The sequence below is a fragment of the Tahibacter sp. genome (genome assembly GCF_032229445.1).
GTDB lineage: Bacteria > Pseudomonadota > Gammaproteobacteria > Xanthomonadales > Rhodanobacteraceae > Tahibacter.
Genome location: NZ_JAVTWC010000031.1, coordinates 1 through 17,086, shown reverse-complemented (window position 1 = coordinate 17,086; position 17,086 = coordinate 1). Strand labels below are relative to the sequence as shown.

General features: G+C 69.3%; 13 protein-coding genes. 8 read left to right on the top strand and 5 right to left on the bottom strand.

Annotation, left to right across the window (positions count from 1 at the left end):
* On the bottom strand, positions 1-2,578 hold a 2,578-nt coding region (locus tag RUU78_RS06955), incomplete at its 3' end, for a VIT domain-containing protein (protein WP_313915017.1).
* Positions 2,579-2,825: 247 nt separating this feature from the next.
* On the opposite strand from RUU78_RS06955, the gene RUU78_RS06950 reads away from it, so the two are divergent.
* Both RUU78_RS06950 and RUU78_RS06945 read left to right on the top strand, forming a co-directional pair.
* Complete coding sequence (locus tag RUU78_RS06950; protein WP_313915016.1) at positions 2,826-2,990, top strand: hypothetical protein; 165 nt, start codon at positions 2,826-2,828, stop codon at positions 2,988-2,990.
* A gap of 149 nt (positions 2,991-3,139) precedes the next feature.
* The gene (locus tag RUU78_RS06945; protein ID WP_313915015.1) at positions 3,140-5,092 is read left to right on the top strand and encodes a hypothetical protein; all 1,953 of its coding nucleotides are present in this window, start codon (positions 3,140-3,142) and stop codon (positions 5,090-5,092) included.
* 159 nt (positions 5,093-5,251) lie between these two features.
* Here RUU78_RS06945 and RUU78_RS06940 read toward each other — a convergent pair whose 3' ends face one another.
* Positions 5,252-5,992, bottom strand: a complete 741-nt coding sequence (locus RUU78_RS06940) for an anti-sigma factor (RefSeq protein WP_313915014.1) — start codon at positions 5,990-5,992, stop codon at positions 5,252-5,254.
* On the bottom strand, positions 5,989-6,519 hold the full coding sequence (locus tag RUU78_RS06935; RefSeq protein ID WP_313915012.1) for a sigma-70 family RNA polymerase sigma factor: 531 nt from the start codon (positions 6,517-6,519) through the stop codon (positions 5,989-5,991). The genes RUU78_RS06940 and RUU78_RS06935 overlap by 4 nt, the downstream gene beginning before the upstream one ends.
* 256 nt (positions 6,520-6,775) lie before the next feature.
* Between RUU78_RS06935 and RUU78_RS06930 the strand changes: the two genes are divergently transcribed.
* From RUU78_RS06930 to RUU78_RS06920, 3 genes are all read left to right on the top strand, one after another.
* On the top strand, positions 6,776-7,825 hold the full coding sequence (locus tag RUU78_RS06930) for a catalase family peroxidase (RefSeq protein WP_313915010.1): 1,050 nt from the start codon (positions 6,776-6,778) through the stop codon (positions 7,823-7,825).
* The gene (locus RUU78_RS06925) at positions 7,822-8,361 is read left to right on the top strand and encodes a cytochrome b/b6 domain-containing protein (protein WP_313915008.1); all 540 of its coding nucleotides are present in this window, start codon (positions 7,822-7,824) and stop codon (positions 8,359-8,361) included. Before RUU78_RS06930 ends, RUU78_RS06925 begins: the two co-directional genes overlap by 4 nt.
* 66 nt (positions 8,362-8,427) lie before the next feature.
* Entirely contained in the window at positions 8,428-9,000 is a 573-nt protein-coding gene (locus RUU78_RS06920) for an ECF-type sigma factor (RefSeq protein ID WP_313915007.1), read from the top strand.
* Here RUU78_RS06920 and RUU78_RS06915 read toward each other — a convergent pair.
* Positions 8,930-11,398 carry a serine/threonine-protein kinase gene (locus RUU78_RS06915; protein WP_313915006.1) on the bottom strand — a complete coding sequence of 823 codons (2,469 nt, stop codon included), beginning with the start codon at positions 11,396-11,398 and terminating at the stop codon, positions 8,930-8,932. The two genes, RUU78_RS06920 and RUU78_RS06915, sit on opposite strands and share 71 nt — an antisense overlap.
* Before the next feature lie 158 nt (positions 11,399-11,556).
* On the opposite strand from RUU78_RS06915, the gene RUU78_RS06910 reads away from it, so the two are divergent.
* The 3 genes from RUU78_RS06910 (at position 11,557) to RUU78_RS06900 (ending at position 15,416) form a co-directional block, all read left to right on the top strand.
* The gene (locus tag RUU78_RS06910; RefSeq protein ID WP_313915004.1) at positions 11,557-12,270 is read left to right on the top strand and encodes a hypothetical protein; all 714 of its coding nucleotides are present in this window, start codon (positions 11,557-11,559) and stop codon (positions 12,268-12,270) included.
* 70 nt (positions 12,271-12,340) lie between these two features.
* Positions 12,341-13,861 carry a right-handed parallel beta-helix repeat-containing protein gene (locus tag RUU78_RS06905; protein WP_313915003.1) on the top strand — a complete coding sequence of 507 codons (1,521 nt, stop codon included), beginning with the start codon at positions 12,341-12,343 and terminating at the stop codon, positions 13,859-13,861.
* Positions 13,862-13,991: 130 nt separating this feature from the next.
* Positions 13,992-15,416, top strand: a complete 1,425-nt coding sequence (locus tag RUU78_RS06900) for a hypothetical protein (RefSeq protein ID WP_313915002.1) — start codon at positions 13,992-13,994, stop codon at positions 15,414-15,416.
* A 49-nt stretch (positions 15,417-15,465) separates the two neighbouring features.
* Here RUU78_RS06900 and RUU78_RS06895 read toward each other — a convergent pair whose 3' ends face one another.
* Entirely contained in the window at positions 15,466-16,545 is a 1,080-nt protein-coding gene (locus RUU78_RS06895; RefSeq protein ID WP_313915001.1) for an alkane 1-monooxygenase, read from the bottom strand.
* Positions 16,546-17,086 lie beyond the last annotated feature (541 nt).

Sequence of the window (17,086 nt, the reverse complement as noted above, 5' to 3'; positions counted from 1 at the left end):
TGCTGAGCACCCGCAGCGCGAGGCGCGGATCCTTGGCTTCGTTGCGGAAATAGTCTGCGCAGTCGAGGAAGAACGCCGGCGTCGCGGCCTGTTCGCGGCGTTCCTGCAGATAGGCCGCATAGGCATCGGGTGCGGCGCGCAGGCGTGCGAGATACGGCGTGTTCGGATCCCAGTCGCGCAGCTGGATGCCGACTTCAGCGCTCGGCATGCTTGCGGCGTCGTTGCTGACGGTGCGATAGCTACCGGACGGCAACGCGCCGTCCACGGCGGGAGCGCCCTTGTCCGCATCGGCGGATTCCCGCAGTGTCGCTGCCGGCGCCGGTGCGGCCATCGACAGCGGCGACGGTTCTTCGACAATGACCGGCACCGCGTCGGCGGATCGGCGTTCTCTCGCGGATGCGGCAGCGGCGGGCGGGCTCATGCCGACGCGCCGCACGCTTTCCCCGCCGCGTTCGTCGGCAATTTGCTGGGGCTTGCGCTTTATCTCGTCCGAATCCGGTGCCTGCGCGAGACGCAGTTGGCGCAGGCTGTCGAGCCTGAGCATGAGGCCGGTTGCCTCGCGTTCCCACGCCGCGCGCCGCGCCGGATCCGCCTTGTCGGCGGCCCAGCGTTTCCGCAGCACGTTGGCCTCGCGCTCGAGCGCGCGCGCTTCGCTCAGGTGCTGCTTGCTGTCCCTGAGCGTCGGCAGTGCCTCCCAGCGCACGACTTCGGCATCCGCCGCCGGGGGCAGCAGGGTTTCCAGCCATGCATGCGGCGTATCCAGGTGCCAGTTGCGGAAGCTCTGCCAGAGCACCATCGTCGCGCCGCGATGGCTGTCGCGCTGGCCCTGCTCGGACACCGGCGGGGCCTGCGCCGCGAGCATCCTGCGATAGGCGGCAGCGAGGTCGGGTTCGCGTGGCTCGACCTTGTAACGCACGTAGTCTTCGATGCGGTCGAGCACGAGCATCGAGGTGTCCTGCGTGACGACGCCGTACTTCGTGGACAGTTCCACAATGGCGTTGCGGTCGCGCGTGTCGGCGTTCTCCAGATCGGCGATGCGTGCCGTGGCCCAGAGCCGGTCGATGAACGCGCCGCGCGCGGCGTCGAGCGGCTCGCCGGCGGCCGGTATCAGCGTGCGCCGCAGGGTGTTGCCGGTGCCGTCGCCGAATTCGAGCTGCAGTTCCGCATCCGTGCTGCAGCGGCCGTACAGCGAGAACACGCTGCCCGCGGGCTGCGGTGCGCTCGGCGCGAGATCCTCGCAGCGGCCGCGCAGCACGCGCGTGGCCTGCAGCGCCCACTGGGTCCGGGCAAGCTGGTTCAGGGCGCTCGCGTCATCGAGCGCAAGGAGGTTGATGACCTGGCCGCCGTAGCGTTTCGCCCAGCGCGTCAGGCGTGCGTGATCGACGGTCTGCGCGGCGTGCAGGAAGGCCAGGCGCGACGTGCCGCCGTCGCGCCACTGCGGTTCGCCGCTGCCGAAGTTGCTAAGACCATCGCCGACGACGAGCACCAGATCGTAGTGCGCCGTCGCGTCGACGCGCAGCGCGCCGTAGGCACTGGCGCCGTCGAGCGGCAAAGCTTCGATCGCGCTGCGCAGCGCGCGCATGTCGCCGTCGCGGATCGTGAATCGCTGCGCCGCATCGGCTTCGTTGCGGAATACGATCAGGTCGATATCGACCTCGCGTAGCTGCGCGATCCACGCAGCGAGGAAATCGAGTTCGCGCGTGCGTTCGCGGGGCGCGGCGCTGCCGGACGCGTCGTAGTACAGCGCGACGCGGCGCGGCGCGGCGGCGGGCTTCAGATTCGCTTCGGGCGCGGATTGCACCTGCGCGGCAAAGCGGCGCCATTGCGTGTCGTGGCGGTCGGCGATGCTGAAGATGCTGGCTGTGTCGGCCGGTTTGGGCAGGCTGAAGGCGAGTTCGCGCTCGGGCAGGAAATCCGTGCGCTCGAGGTCGGCGGCGAAGCCGCCCTGCCAGCGTTCGAAACTCAGCGCGCCGGTGCCGGTGTTCGCGGGCGCGTGCTCGGTACGCAGCGCCTCGGCATGGACGGTGAAACGCTTGACCGCCTGGGTGAACTGCAGCGGCAGCAGATAGCGATATTCGCCGCCGGCGTCGATCAGCGGTTGGTCGAACGTGATCTGCACGCGCTTCGTGCCGTTCGCGGGCAGCGGATAGAGGCGAGTGCGAAAGACGTTGCCCTGGGTCAGCTCGGCCAGGCCCGGATCGATGCCGTGGCGGACCGTCGATTCATACGCGACGCGCGCGGTTTCCTTTTCCACGACCACGCCCTGGCGCAGCTTGCCTTCGACGTCCAGCGCGTAGCCGGTGATGCTCTGGCCCTCGGCGAGCGGGAAGACGAATTCCCCTTCGAGCACGCGCGCGTTGGGATTGTGGAAGGTGAGATCCAGGCGCGTGCTCGCGATGAAGCCCTGGATGCGGATGTCGATCGCGACATCCTGCAGTTGGATCGGCTGGAGCTGCAGCGACGGATCGAGCCACACTTGCGGCGGTCTCGTGGGCGGTGTCCGTTCCACCGAGAGGGCCGATGCGGCATCGGCCAGCAGGAATGTCGCGACGGCCAATCCCTTCCACAACGTGTTCATGCGCGGGTTCCTTGCGGGGTGGTGGTGTGGCAACGCAAGGGATGGGTGGGCGGGGTCAGACTGGGCGCGTGCGCCGAGCCTGACCGAATCTCGCTTCCCCCTTCGCGCGATCGGTCGACCGGAGCCGAGGCTGCTATGGGCTCGCTGTACCGAAGCTGGCCGGTGCGCCGTTCGAATGCATTTGCACAGCGCGCCGCTGGCACCGGGAGTGCGTGAGACGCCGTTGGCGCGGTGCGTCGAGCTGAGCATGACCCCCGGAGGCCTCGCGTTCCCAGCGTGCGCGGCGCGCGTGACCGGCTCGGTCGGCGGCCAGACGCTTCTGCAGCGCGCGGCCCTCGTCGTCGATTGCGCGCGTCTTGACCGGATCGGCGAGCTGTCCGTCAGCGCGGCAGGACAGTGCCTGCCGGCATAGGACCTCGCATCTTTCGCGGCCGCAGACAGGGTTTTGATCCAGGCGTGCGGCGTCTGCGTATGTCGCCGTCGCCGCTTCGTCAGTCTTCCGTCAGGTGCCGGCAGTCGCTTCAGATCACAGTGGACCCGCGTTTTTCACAAGGATCTCCGATGACCGCTCGCTGGTTGGCCACGCTCGTTCTCTCCGCTGTGGTCTCGACGCTCGGCGCCGCGTCCCCCCGGGTCTTCTATGCCTGCGGCGCCGGCGCGGAACGCTTCAACGATGTGTTGCCGCTGTCGGACGGTACTTTCCTCATCGCTGGCCAGGCCGACTCGCTCGACTGGCTGGCGCCGCAGACGCCGCGGGTGCAACTGGACGGTAGCGGTATCGTCTCCACGTCGCCCGGCAATATCGGGTTCGTGCTGCATGTGTCGTCGACCCTGGACCAGGTGCTGGATGTGGTGCACTTTCCGGCCGGCAGCGTGCGCGACGTCTATCGCCTGCGCCAGACCTCGCGTCCGGGCGAAGCCACGGGTGCCGTCTATCTGTCGGGCACGCGTGATGGCGCTACGCCGGGCTATTTCATCGGCCGGCTCGATGCCAACTGGGTGAACGGGCGTCCGACCGCGCTGTCGTGGGTGCACAACGCCGACGCGGCGGCGGGTTCGTCCTACCAACTGCTCCAGCCCTGGGATGTCGGCGGGGACGGCGCCGTGGTGTTCGGCCGGGGAAAGGAATACGACGCCAACTGGGCCGTCATGGAACGGCTCGACGCGCAGGGGCAGCGGGTGGTGGTCAACCATTGGCATGCGCACTGGTTCGATGATCCGGCGATTGCGGGCGACCAGGAGTGGGACGGTACTCCCGCCAGCGCCTACGGCGGGACGCTGCCGTTGAAGTACAGCGGCCTCGTGCTGAAGGCCCAGCGGCGCGGGTCGCTGCGATCGACGACGCAGGCCGACTACGATCTCCTGCAGCCGGACGGCAATGGCAACAGCGGTCGAAAAGGCCGCTTCCCGGATGACTACTACTTCAGCGGTCCGTGCGTGCTGAGTGCGGGCGGAGCCTGCCCGGGTGGCCCGGGCTATACCGGCTACCGGATCAATCAGCCCACGCAACGACTCGGCGGCGTCGCCATCGACCGGCGCAACGGCACAGTCTATTTCGGCTACAGCACGCAGACACGCCTGCCGGGTGGTGAGCCGGACTACGAGCCGGCGGTCGTTGCGATGGCGGCCGACGGGCGGTTGCTGTGGTGGAACCGGCTGTATCGGGAGACGTCGGCCAACTCGTCGCCCGACCAGTATGTGGATGCCATCGCCATCGACTATGCGCATGACGAACTCGTCGTGCTGGCGCGCAGTCACGGCAACAATACCGAGAACCTCTGGCGCGGCAACGCCATTGCCGCGCGCCCCGGCGCACGTGGATTCCAGAATCAGTTCACGGGTACCAACGGCAATATTCATCTGTCCTGGCTCGGCAAGTTCGCCCTCTCGCGCAACGAACTGCAGGCCGCGACATATGTCGGCGAATTCGTCGAGGGCAGCAACAACTACGGCGCCTTGCTGACCGATCCGCTGCTCAGCGACTGGCCGGATCCCAACAGCGGATGGCCGAATCTCAACACCACGCGCAACTGCAACGATCTGGATATCGGTGCCGACGGCAGCGTTGCCGTGACCTGCAAAGGCCGGCGCACCATCACGACACGCGCGGCGTGGCAGACGATGCCGCCGCCGGTCGGTGCCGGAGCGAGCCTGGTCGGCAGCTGGAACTCGTTCGTGCGGGTCTATGCGAGCGACCTGTCGACGGTCATCTACAGCAGCCTGCTGACGGGGCGCTGGGATACGGCCACGGGAGCGGGCGGCGACAACATTCGCGTCGACGGTATCGCGCTCGCCGGCGATCGCCTCGTGGCCGCTGGCACGCATGCCGCGTGCAGCACGGTGGATGCCGTGTGCACGCCGGCCCTGGTGGCCGCCGCCGCGGCACGCCCGGCCGACCTCCCGACGGGAAACATTCCCGCGTGGGGTGCTGCCGCGAGCGACGGGCAAAGTGCCGTGGCAGCGCTGCTGCCCTGGCGCGGCGACGGGCTGTTCCGCGATGGTTTCGAGCCGTGAGAGGGTTCCGAATCCTTCGTCGGCACGGCCATCTCACTTCGTGAAGCCGATCCGGCCGTGCGGTCAGGTGCACGTGTTTCGCAAACACGCGGTTGTGCGGTGCAGTGACGTGACGCGGCAGAGCGTGCCGCGGCTTCCGCTGAGGCAAACCCGAGCGCTCTATCCCGACCCGCGCAACAACGGTGCAATCCGCAGCGCCTGCGTCTGCGTTGCCGGCGCAACCACCGCGAACGCGGTATCGCCTTCGGCCCAGTACTGCGCCAGCAGGCGGCCGTCGCGCCGCTCGCCCTGGGTCAGGCGCGCCGTGCGCGGACGCAGGTAGAGACCTATGCGTGCGCCGTCGTCTGCCTGGTACACGAGCATCGCCGCGGCGCCTTCCGGCGTCGACAGCAAGTGGCCGCCGCTGAGGCGGTAGCCTTGTGCCTGCAGGTCCGGCACGTCGCCGGCCGCGCCGAAGTGCGCGCGCAGCCAGACTTGCAGCGCGTCGCGGTCGTGCAGGTCGAATGCGGTCGGCGTGGCGTCGGCGGCGAACAGGCGGTAGGCCGCGACCGCATCGGCCATCGGCGGGTGTTCGCCCGCAAACCGTGCTTCGCGCAGTTTCCAGCCGGCTCCGAGTCCCAGTACTAGGGCCAGCACGCAGGCGGCCGCCACGCCGAGTCGTGCGCGCCGCCGCCGCTGCAGCGCGCGGCGCACGCGCGGCGGATCGAGCGCGGCGTTCGCCGGCTGCGCGCCGTCGCCGGTCCAGATCGCGCGCAACGCGTCGGCGTCGCGCTTCCACGCGGCAACCTTCGCTGCTGTCTCCGGATGTCCGCGCAGCCACGCCGCCAGTTCGTCGCGCCGCGTCGCATCGAGGCGGCCGTCGACATAGGCATGCAGTTCGTCGTCGTTCGGAAGCGTCATGGTGGACTCCTGTTCACGAGTACGCGCAGCGGCGGTGCAGCGGGCGCGATGCCCTCGCCGAGCAGGCGCAGCTTTTCCCGGGCGCGCGACAGGCGCGACATCACGGTGCCGACGGGGACGCCGAGCAGCTCGGCAGCTTCGCGATAGCCAAACCCTTCCACACCGATCAGCACGAGCAGGGCTCTGTGTTCGGCCGGCAGCTCGGCGAACGCCGCGAGCTGGGCGCGGCCTTCGTGCACGCGGTCCGGCGGCGGTGCGGATTCGGCTGCCTGCAGGCCGAAGAACCCGAGCACGCGCTGCCAGCGGGCCGTGCGGCGGTAGTCGTCGACGAACTGCCGGTAGACGATGGACAGCAGCCAGGATTGCAGCGCCGTGTCGTCGCGCCGTGATTGCCAGTGCGACAGCGCGCGTTCCAGCGCCGACTGCACCAGGTCGTCGGCGTTGGCCGTATCGCCGGTCAGCGAACGCGCGAAACGCCGCAAGGACGGCAGCAGGGCGCGCAGGCGGTCGTCGTCGAATTCGTCCATCGTCATGCCTCGTGCAGATCAACGGTCAGACGAACGCCAGTGCGCGATTATTCCATCGCCCGCCGGCCGTGATGGCGCGGAATAAACCGGCGGCCCGTACGTCCCACCGGTACTCCCTCCACTACAGGCCCCAGCGATGCACGATACCGATCCGCCGATTCCACCGCCCGGAGATGCCGCCGTACCGGACAGACTCCCGGCCGCGTCACCGCCGACGCCAGCGGACCCGACACCGCCCCCCGACGCGCCGCGCGCCATGCTGCCTGCGCTGGCCGGCATCGGCGCCATCGTGCTGGCTGCCGCCGGGGCATTCGCCTGGACGGCCGGCTGGATCGGCAGCGGCCTCACGGCGCAGCGCATGACCGATGCGATCGAGGCGACCGGCGCGCCGCACCCGGGCTTTCGTCGTGCGCACGCCAAGGGCGTCTGCGTCTACGGCACGTTTCGCAGCAGTGGCGCCGCCGCCGCGCTGTCGACCGCGCGCGTGTTCGTTCAGGCGCAGACGCCGGTGGTCGGGCGTCTCTCGATTGCCGGTGGCGACCCGCTCGGTGCCGATGCAAAAGCACGCGTGCGCAGCATGGCGCTGCTGCTGCGTACCGACGACGGCCAGGAGTGGCGCACGGCGATGAATAGTTTTCCGTTTTTTCCGGTGGCCACGCCGGCCGCGTTTCATGCGCAGACCCTGGCGGCGCGACCCGACCCGAGCACCGGCAAGGCCGATCCGGCGAAGCTCGCCGCGTTTGCGGAAAAATATCCAGAAGTGAAAAAGTTCCAGGCGTGGGCCGCTTCGGCGCCGTGGTCGGACAGCTGGGGTAATACCGAGTACAACGGCGTCAACGCGTTTCGCTTCACCGCGGCCGACGGCAGCGTGCGCCATGTGCGCTGGTCGCTGCGTCCGCAGCTGCCGTTCGCCGCGCTGGATCCGCAGCAACGGGATCAGGCCGATGGCGACTTTCTTGCCAGCGACCTGGCCGCACGGCTGGCGCAGTCGCCGCTACGCTGGGACATGCGGCTGACGATCGCCGCACCCGACGACCCGGTCAACGATGCCTCGCGCGCCTGGCCCGACGAGCGCGAACAGGTGCTGGCCGGAACACTGGAGCTGGTGCGTGCCGAGCCGCAGGCAACGGGCGCCTGCCGCGACATCAACTTCGATCCACTGATCCTGCCGGCCGGCATTGCCGCATCGGACGATCCGCTGCTCGCGGCACGTTCGGCCGTCTACGCGCACTCGTTCAACCGGCGCGAGCGCGAGATCGCCCATGGCAAGGCGGCGCAAGCCACTGGCGAAGGAGCCGTGCGATGAGCGCGCCCGTCGGTTTCAATCTGCTTGCGCGCGTCCTGCATTGGGCGATGGCCGTGCTGATCGTGGCGATGCTGTTCATTGGTGTCGGCATGGTGGCCTCGGTCTCGCAGCGGCCGTGGCTGATCGATCTGCATCGGCCACTGGGTATCGCGATTCTGTCGCTGGCGCTGGTGCGCCTGGCCAATCGCCTGCGGCATGCGCCGCCGCCGCTGCCGGCCGATCTGCCGCGCTGGCAGGTGCTGGCCGCGCACGCATCGCACGGCGTGCTGTACGCGTTGATGCTCGCGATGCCGCTGATCGGCTGGGCGATGGTGTCGGCCGGCGGCTATCCGGTCGAGATGTTCGGTACGCTGCGGCTGCCGGCCATCGTGTCGCCCGATGCGACCGTGTATGCCTGGCTGCGCGATGCGCATGGCGCGTTGGCGCGGGTGCTGTTCCTGACCGTGCTGGCGCATCTGGCGGCCGCGCTGTTCCATGCCTGGGTGCGTCGTGACGGCGTCTTTTCGCGCATGGCACGGTTCGGGCGGTGGAAGTGACCGGCGCCACGCCGACCGGTCCGGAGCATCTGCTAAGGTCGCCGCGAGACTCAGGCGGAGATCGGGATGCAGGAAAGCGACGAGGTGCTGGAGGATCCGATGGCGGTGTCCCGCACGGCGGAAATCCTGGTGCCGCTGCTGCTGGACGACCTGCGCAAGCGCGCGAGTCACGAGCGCCGCCGCGTGCGCGCCGGTGCAACGCTCTGCACCACGGCGCTGGTCCACGAGGCCTACCTCAAGCTGCGCCGCAGCGACGGCTGGCAGGGCGAGCTGCATTTCCTGCGCGCGGCGGCGCTGGCCATGCGTCAGGCCCTGGTCGACCACGCGCGGCAGAAGCTCGCGGCCAAGCACGGCGGCGGCGCGATCGATTCCCTGGAAACGATCGCGGCGGAACCGTTCTGGACTTCCGACGAGCGGCTGGTGGAACTGGACGAGGCGTTGCAGCGCCTGAGCACCCTCAACCCCCGCCTGACCCGCGTGATCGAATGCCGCTTCTTCGCCGGCTATTCGGAAATCGACACGGCCCGCGTGATGGGCATCACCGACCGCACCGTGCGCCGCGACTGGATCAAGGCGAGGGCGTGGCTGTATCAGGAGCTGGGGGAACACGCGGAGCTGCCGGAGCCAGCCGCGACCTGAGTGCCGCGGCCTGGGCGATCAGTCGTGCGCCCGACGGCCCCGCGGCGGTGGCGATGCGCTCCGCTTCGGCTAGCAAGGCGGCTGCCTCGCGCGGACGTTGCTGGTCCAGGCGCAGGCGCGCCATCGTCAGGCTCGCGAGCGCGGTGCCGACGTGGTCGCGTCCCAGCGTGGCCAGCGCGGCGTCCAGCGCGGTCGCGGCGTCCTTGGCGCCGGCCTCGCGATGCCCGAGGTTGAGATGGGCTTCGGCCGTGGCCGCGAGCGCGGCAACGTGGTGCAGGCTGCCGTGGCCGGCGAACTGCGCGCCCATGGCGGCAGCATCCTGCAGCACGGGCAGGGCGGCGTCCGGCCGCGACTGCTGCAGCAGCAGCTTGCCGTAGTTGTTGAGCAGCGCGGCGGTGGCGGCCGAGGGGCCGAACAGCCGCTGGCGCAGCGCGACGGCTTCGCGCAGCAGCGGTTCCGCGGTCTCCAGATGGCCCGAGGCCAGTTCCAGCGAGCCCCAGTTGTTCAGGGTGTTGAGCGCATCGGGCGATTGCGCCAGGCCGGCCGCGCGCCATACCTCGGTGGCGGCGCGGAACGACGCGCGCGCCGGGTCGATCTGGCCGTTGGAAAACCGCGCGACGCCGAGGTTGTTGTGAAAGATGCCGGTTTCGCGGTGTTGCGGGCCGCTGAGTTCGATCCGGCGTGCCAGCGCGTCCTGCAGCAAGCCGATCGCCGCCGCATGCTCGCCGGCGTTGCGGATGAGCTGCGCCTGCAGCAGTCGGCTGTCGACCGTCCGGCTTTCCCAGCGCACCGGGTCGCTCGCCCAGAACTGCTGCGCCTGGGCGAGCAGCGGCCGCGCTCCGGCGGCGTCGCCACGCCGGAACAGCACCTGCGCCAGGTCGTAGCGTGCGGCCGCGATCAGCGCCGGATCGACCACCGCCGGATCCGCGGCTGCGAGGCGCTGCAGCAGCGGCTGCGCGGCCTCGTAGTCGGTGATCAGGAAATACAGTTCGCCCAGCGCATGCAGGATGGGCGCGGCCTGGGCCGGGTCGCGCGCGAACTCGTCCTCGATGCGCTGGGCCGCGCTTTCCAGCACGTCCGACGCGGTCGCGGAACCGCCCTTGAGTTCGCCGGCGCTGCGGAACATGTGGAATACCGACTGCTGCACGGCCTCCAGGCGCGCCTGTTCGCGCCGGGCCTGGTCGCGTTCCTGCGCCGCCTGACCGGCGTAGCGCAGGGCCAGGCCAAGGCCGATCGCGAGGCTCGCCCCGATGGCGGCGGTGGTGACGAGCGGCCATTTGAGGCGCCACACGGTGCGGCGCAGCGTATGCCGCGGCTCGTGTCGGCGTGCACCGACGACGCCACGCTCCAGCGCACGCTGAAGGTCGTCGCTGAAGGCCGGGACCGTCGCGTAGCGCGCCGTCGCCTCGGCGGCGAGCGCCTTGGCGAGGATCGCATCCAGATCGGCGAGCAAGGCGCGTGCGGTGCCGGAGGACGGCGGGGCGAGCGGGATCGCGGCAAGCCGTGCGGGCGGCGTCTCCAGTGCCTTCACGACGGCCAGGGGGCCCGGCAGTCCGCCCAGGTCGCGCGGCGGCCGGCCGGTGATGAGCCGGTACAGCGTGGCCGCCACGCCGTGCACGTCGGTCGCCGTGGAGACGGGCGTGCCTTCGATCTGCTCGGGCGCGGCATAGGCCAGCGACAGCGGTGCGGCGGCCGCCGGTTCAGCACCGTCCGCCAGATGCGCCACGCCGAAATCGATCAGGCGCGCGCGGCCGTTGCGGTCGACCAGCACGTTGGAGGGCTTGAGGTCGCGGTGCACCACCAGTTTGCCGTGGGCGTAGGCGAGCGCCTCGCAGACCTGCACGATCAGGCGCGTGCGCGCGGCCGTGTCCAGACCCTCGCGGTCGCACCAGGTGTCGATGGGCAGGCCGTCGACCAGTTCCATGACCATGAACGGCCGGCCGTCGTCGAGCAGGCCGCCGTCGATCAGCCGCGCGATGCCCGGATGTTCCAGCCGCGCCAGCGTGGCGCGTTCGACCTGGAAGCGGGACCAGTCGCCGGCGCCGGCGCGCGTGATGCGTTTGAGCGCGGCACGCTGCGCGAAATGGCCGTCGGCCCGCTCGACCTCGTACACATCGCCCATGCCGCCGTGGCCGATCGGCCGCACGATGCGCCATGCGCCCGCGCGTTCGCCCGGCCGCATGGGTGCGGATGAAGATTCCTCGCCGGTGGGACGCGCGTCCTGCGTGCTCAGGAACCCGTCGCTGCGGCCGGCAGCGTCCAGCAGGCGCTGGACCTCGTCGAGCACGTCGCGGGGGTGAGGCTGTGACCGCACCCAGGCGCTGCGTTCGGACTCGGGCAGCTCCCAGGCGGCGTCGAATACCGATTCGACCAGGGTCCATTGGTCTGGCTCGTGCACGCAACGGTCTCCGCAAGTTCGTTCGGCTCCCGAGCATCGGCGATGCCACGAGCCTGGGCAACCCTGTGCGGCCGCACGGACCCTCGTGTCCGGATCCGGCGCGGTCTGCCGTAGCGGACGGTCCCGCGGCACCGACCGCCCTTGCCCCCGGATCGTCCATGCACCGACCACTCACCCTCCTGGTTCTCGTTGCCCTGCTGAGCGCCTGCGGCGAGAACAGCGCGCCCCCGCCCGCGGGATCCACGCGACCGATCGTCCTGTCACCGCCGGTCGCCTCGGCGAACGGGTCCGCGACGGGCCCGTCACTGGCGGACTGGCGCAGCCGGCTGGATCAGCTGCTGCCCGCGGCCGACATCGCCGAACTCACCGGCATGCCGCCGGATACGACGCCGGACGCGGCGCGGTCGGACCAGCTGAGCTATCGCTGGGACGCTGGTCGGACGTTCGAGTACGCCGGGACACGGGTGAAAAAACGCAGTCTGGTTTCAATCGGACCGATCCGCACCGGCAGCACGGTCGACGCGTTCACCGCACTTCACTTCAACCCGCCGGACGAGCGAGTCCGGGCGCGTCTGAAGGCCGAAGTCACGCGCCAGGCCGAGCGCCGGAATATGGACGAGCAAAGCACGGCCGTGGCGCACCAGCTGGCGGATGGATTCGCCAGCCGCAAACCGGCCGAGCGCATCGAGGGACTCGGCGACGCCGCCGCGTGGGCGACGGGCGGTGGCGATCCGACCCTCTACGTGCTGGTCGGCGGCAGCACCGTCATGTTGGTGGTGAACGTCGCTGACGATCCGGCGGCCAACCGCAGCACGGCCGTGGCGCTGGCACGCCGCGTGATCGGGCGGGCCACCGGGGGCGGTCAGCGGTGAGCGTGCGGCGGAATGTCCGGATCGTTCCTGCCTTCTCGTAAGGGCCGGCTCATTCCCCTGGAGCTTGCCCATGCGTGCTGTCGTCGTCGGGACCCGATCCCATCCTCTGGTCCCCTTGCGTGCCCTGATCGCCTGCGTCGCTGTCGCGCTGGGCACCGTGATACCGGTTGCATCCGCACAGGCGGCGACCTTCCTCGTGACCTCGTCGCTGGCCAGCGGCGCCGGTACCTTGCGCGACGCCATGACGCAGGCGCAGGTCACGGCGGGAGCGCCTCACACGATCATCTTCTCGTTGCCGGCCAACAGCGTGATCGGTCTGGCCTCGGCGCTGCCGACACTGACGTCCACGCCGCTGGTGATCGACGGCAGCGCTACACCGGGCCTGGTGGTGGACGGGCTCGATACCGCGCGCCCGTTCGAAGTGGGGGCCTCGAGTCCGCTGACACTGCGCGACCTGACGATACGCAACGGTTTCATCAACAACGATCGCGGCGGCTGCATACGCGTGACGAGCGACACCTCGACCCTGACCTTGGACCGCGTGACGCTGCAGGGCTGCCGCGCGCTGAGCCTCGACACCAACGGGATCGCGCTCGGCGGCGCGGTGTCGACCGAAGGCGGCGCTTTCGTCTACCGCAGCGTATTCGCGGACAACCTGGCGCGTGCTTCGGGGTCGACCGCGGGCGGTGCGATGGACGTGCGCCGCAGCCTGTGGATCGAGAACTCCCGCTTCGAAGGCAACGAGGCGATCAGCACGGGCAGCACTGGCGCGGCCGGCGGTGCCGTCATCACCGGCACCGGCACGCTGACCGTGCTGCGCAGCCAGTTCATCGACAACCGCGCCGTGCAGACGGTCACGCCGAACCTGAGCTTCGGCGGCGCCATCTCCGCGCGCGACCGCACCAGCACCACGGTGCGGCAGTCGCTGTTCCTGCGCAACGAAAGCGGGCAGGGCGCCGCGCTGTATGCGGCGCTTCTGACCTTGCCCAATACGATGAATGTCACCGTCAGCAACACCACCTTCGCCGGCAACCTCAGCGGTCCTTCGCTGAGCCTGCGAAATGCGCGCGTGGACTTGCGCAACAACACATTCTGGAGAAATAGCGGACGCAGTGGCCTCGGCGCCCACCTCAACGTGTCCGGCGCGAACACCACCATCAACGCCGCCACGCACAACCTGCTCGCGGGCAGCGCTGACGGCAGCATCCTGTGCTCGTCGTCGTCGCTGCCCAGTGGTTTGCAGGGCACGGGCTCGAACCTGATAGCCGACACGAGCTGCAGCTACCTCGACGCTTTCAGCTACATCAACAGCGGCGATCTGCGCATCCGCGGGCTGCGCGCCACCGGTAGCGCGTTGCATGACATTCCCGTTGTCGACCTGTTCGCCGGAAGCCCGGCGATCGACAGCGGCAATCCCGACGGTCCCGGCGCGGGCACGGTGTTCGTCTGCACGGCCGGCGATGCGCGCGACGAAGCGCGTCCGGCCGACGGCGACGCCGACGGGGCCGCGGTCTGCGACATCGGTGCTCACGAGCTGCAGCGCGAAGCCTCGTTGTTCGCGGACGGCATGGAACCGATGTTGCTGCGCTGACCGATTGCAGTGCCTGCGGCGCTGGTCGCGCGCGGTGTCCGCAATCGGGCCACGCGCGCTGTCCATCCGCCCCGAATACCTCGCCTTTCGCGTCGGCGCGAAGGGCTCAAAACCGGCTCAAGGAACCCTCATGCGTCGTGGATACGCTCTGCTTGTCTTCCTGATCGGCTGCACCTGTGCACAGGCTGCGACGTTCAGTGTGTCGAACATCAACGACGCCGGCGATGGCTCGCTGCGCCAGGCCATTCTTGCCGCGAATGCCGCGGTGGCACCGCCGCATCGCATCGTGTTTGACGCGGCGTTCCCGCAGCAGGGCATCGTCGAGCTGTTTTCATCGCTGCCGCTGGTACAGGTGGCGCTGGAAATCGACGGTGCCGGGCGTAGCCCGTACCTGATGGCGTTCGACCCGACCAACAGTTTCCCGCTGCTGCGGACGCAGCGCGGACTTACCGTGCGCGAGCTTTCGTTGAGCTTCGGCCGCGGTAGCGGGGCAGGCGGCTGCCTTGCGGGCGAGGGCGGCGGTAACACCAGCGTGCTGGTGCTGGATCGTGTCGCGTTCTCAAATTGTCTGACGGTCGTCAGCGGCAGCAGCGTCGCGGCCGGCGGCGCGGTTTCCTGGTCCTCCACCGCGCTGGTCCACATTGTGGACAGCCGCTTCGACAGCAACAGCGCCGTGTCCCTGGGGACCGGCGCTGCCACGGGAGGTGCCCTGTCCGTCAATGGGCCGTTGCGCATCGAATCATCGGCGTTCAGCGGAAATATTCTCAATGGCGGCTTGGTTGCCGGCGGGGCCATCGTGACCAGCGTCGGCCTTGTGGGTGCCATTGAAATCCGCGACAGCGTGTTCACCGGCAACACCGCCGAGCCCGACGCGGTTTCGTCGCCATCGGGCATCGGCGGTGCGCTGAGCCTGGAGTGCACGTCCTGCGCCATCACCCTGCAACGCAACTATTTCGGCGCCAACCGCAGCCAGAACGCTGGCGCCGTATTCGTTCGCGGTAACGGTGGTGTCGCCACGCTGGCGCTGCACAACACGAGTTTCGTCGGCAACCATGCGACGGGCCTGGGTGGCGCCCTGTTCACCAACGCGGCGCAACTGGAAGTTCGTCACGCCACATTCTCCGGCAACGCTGCGCCGACAGGCGGGCACGCCTTCACCACGCAGTCGTCCGTCAACGAATGGAGTAACAGCGTGCTCGCGCGCGTTGCCGAAGGGTCGGGCGGGGCCTGTTCCATCGGTGCCGTCGCGACGATCGCGGTCGGGAACTTTCGCGGGAATACGGACTTCAGCTGCATCGTGTCCGTGCCGGGCAGCACGCCTGTCGCGGACTTCCGCATCATCGGCGTGAACGATCAACAGGCAATGCCGGTGCTGGCTTTCGACAGCTCCAGCCCGGTCGTCGACGGCGCCGATTCAGGCCGGTGCCTGCCGGATGATGCAAGGAGCGCCGTGCGGCCCCAGGACGGCAACAACGACGGCAGCGCGCTGTGCGACGCCGGCGCCTTCGAGCTGCCCTACGACGATCGCATTTTCTACGGCGGTTTCGAGCCTTAGGCGGCTGGCGCGACGGGACGCATGAACACGCATGACGGACTAGCCGCTCTCATGAGCCCCAGTGGCTTCGCCACTGCCGTACGCGCGGATCGACGACGCGCCGCCACAGCGGCGGCACCAGGGCCAGCACGAACATGCCGGCATAGCCCGCGGGCAGCTGCGGGCTGTCGTCGTAGTGCCGCAATGCCTGGAAGCGGCGGCGCGGATGGGCGTGATGGTCGGCATGGCGCTGAAGCTGGAACAGCATGCAGTTCGTCAGCCGCTGCGCCGCGTTCCAGGAGTGATGATGCGTGACGCGCTCGAAGCGGCCGTCCGGCAGACGCGCGCGTTCCAGGCCGTAGTGCTCGATGTAGTTGATGATTTCCAGCGTCACGCCTGCAACAAGACCCTGGATCAGGAAAGCCGCCGCCGCCTGCCATCCGAAGGCCATGCCGAAGCCGACGGCAAACACGACACTGAGCCCGTACCAGAGCACCAGTTCGTTACTCCAGTGCAGGGCGGGCAAGCCGCGTGCCTGCAGGCGCTGGGCTTCCAGGCACCAGGCGCGGTAGGCGTTGCCCCAGAGCGCGCGCGGCAGGAAGTGATAGAGCGATTGGCCGAGCCAGGCGGACGAGGTGTCGAGCGGCGTGGATACATGGACGTGGTGGCCGCGCACATGTTCCACCTTGAAGCCGGCATAGACGACGCTGGCCAGCAGCAGTCCGCCGAGCAGGGGCTCGAAGCGGCCGGTCTTGTGGATCAGCTCGTGCGCAGTATTGATCGCCGTCACGCCGCCGACGATCCCGAGCGACACGATCCACAGCGCGAGCGCCGCGCCGGAGAGCGGAACCGTGGCCGCATATCCGATTGCCCATGACAGGTGCGCCAGCCAGGCCGGCACCATGAGCCAGGTCAGCAGGCGAAAGCCCACCACACTTTCGAGTGCCGGCGCCTCCGCCTCGGGCACATTGCTGCGATCGCTGCCGAGCAGCGCGTCGGCCAGCGGCACCAGTACGAAAACAAACAGGATCGGAAACGCGGCCGCCAGTGCGGCGGGATAGCCGGCGTCGATGGCGGCCGCGCCGAGCGGCAGCAACGCGAGCGGCACGAAGGCGAGCGCAAAGCGCGAGACGTTCCGGATCGACCGCATGAGATGTCTCCGACAAGCGTGGCGCGAGTGTAGCGCGAGCGCGCCGCCGCGGATCCCCGAAGCCGGCCAATGCTGCGAGGATCGCCGTCGCTGGCGTTGCGCTGGCAGACCGTACAGGGGAATGCGTCAATGAAGGTCGCTTCCCATACGATGGTCCGGTCCGGCGCCAACGGAGGTGACAGAAGCGCGGCAGCTGTTGCCTCGTCGCAGTCACTTCGCGGTCTGGTTCACGGGCGTTTACCGCGCGCACGCGCCGTCTCGGCCGGAGATCTCAGGCCCTGCCGGATCTCGCTCTGCAAGGTTCGGATCGATGTCCTGAGCCTTCGACGGTGTACGAAAACGCCATCGGCCATGCTTCTCCGCCCGCTCACCGGAATGCCAGCACCAATTGCAGCCGGCCCTCCCCCGACGGGGAGGGCGCATGCCGCAGATCTAAGCGGCTCCCGCGTACGTGTTGAAAATGGCCGTGCCTATTCACCCACCGTGAACCGCCCGATCTCGATCTCGCCCTTGGCCGTATCCAGCCGCCGCGTCACGGCTT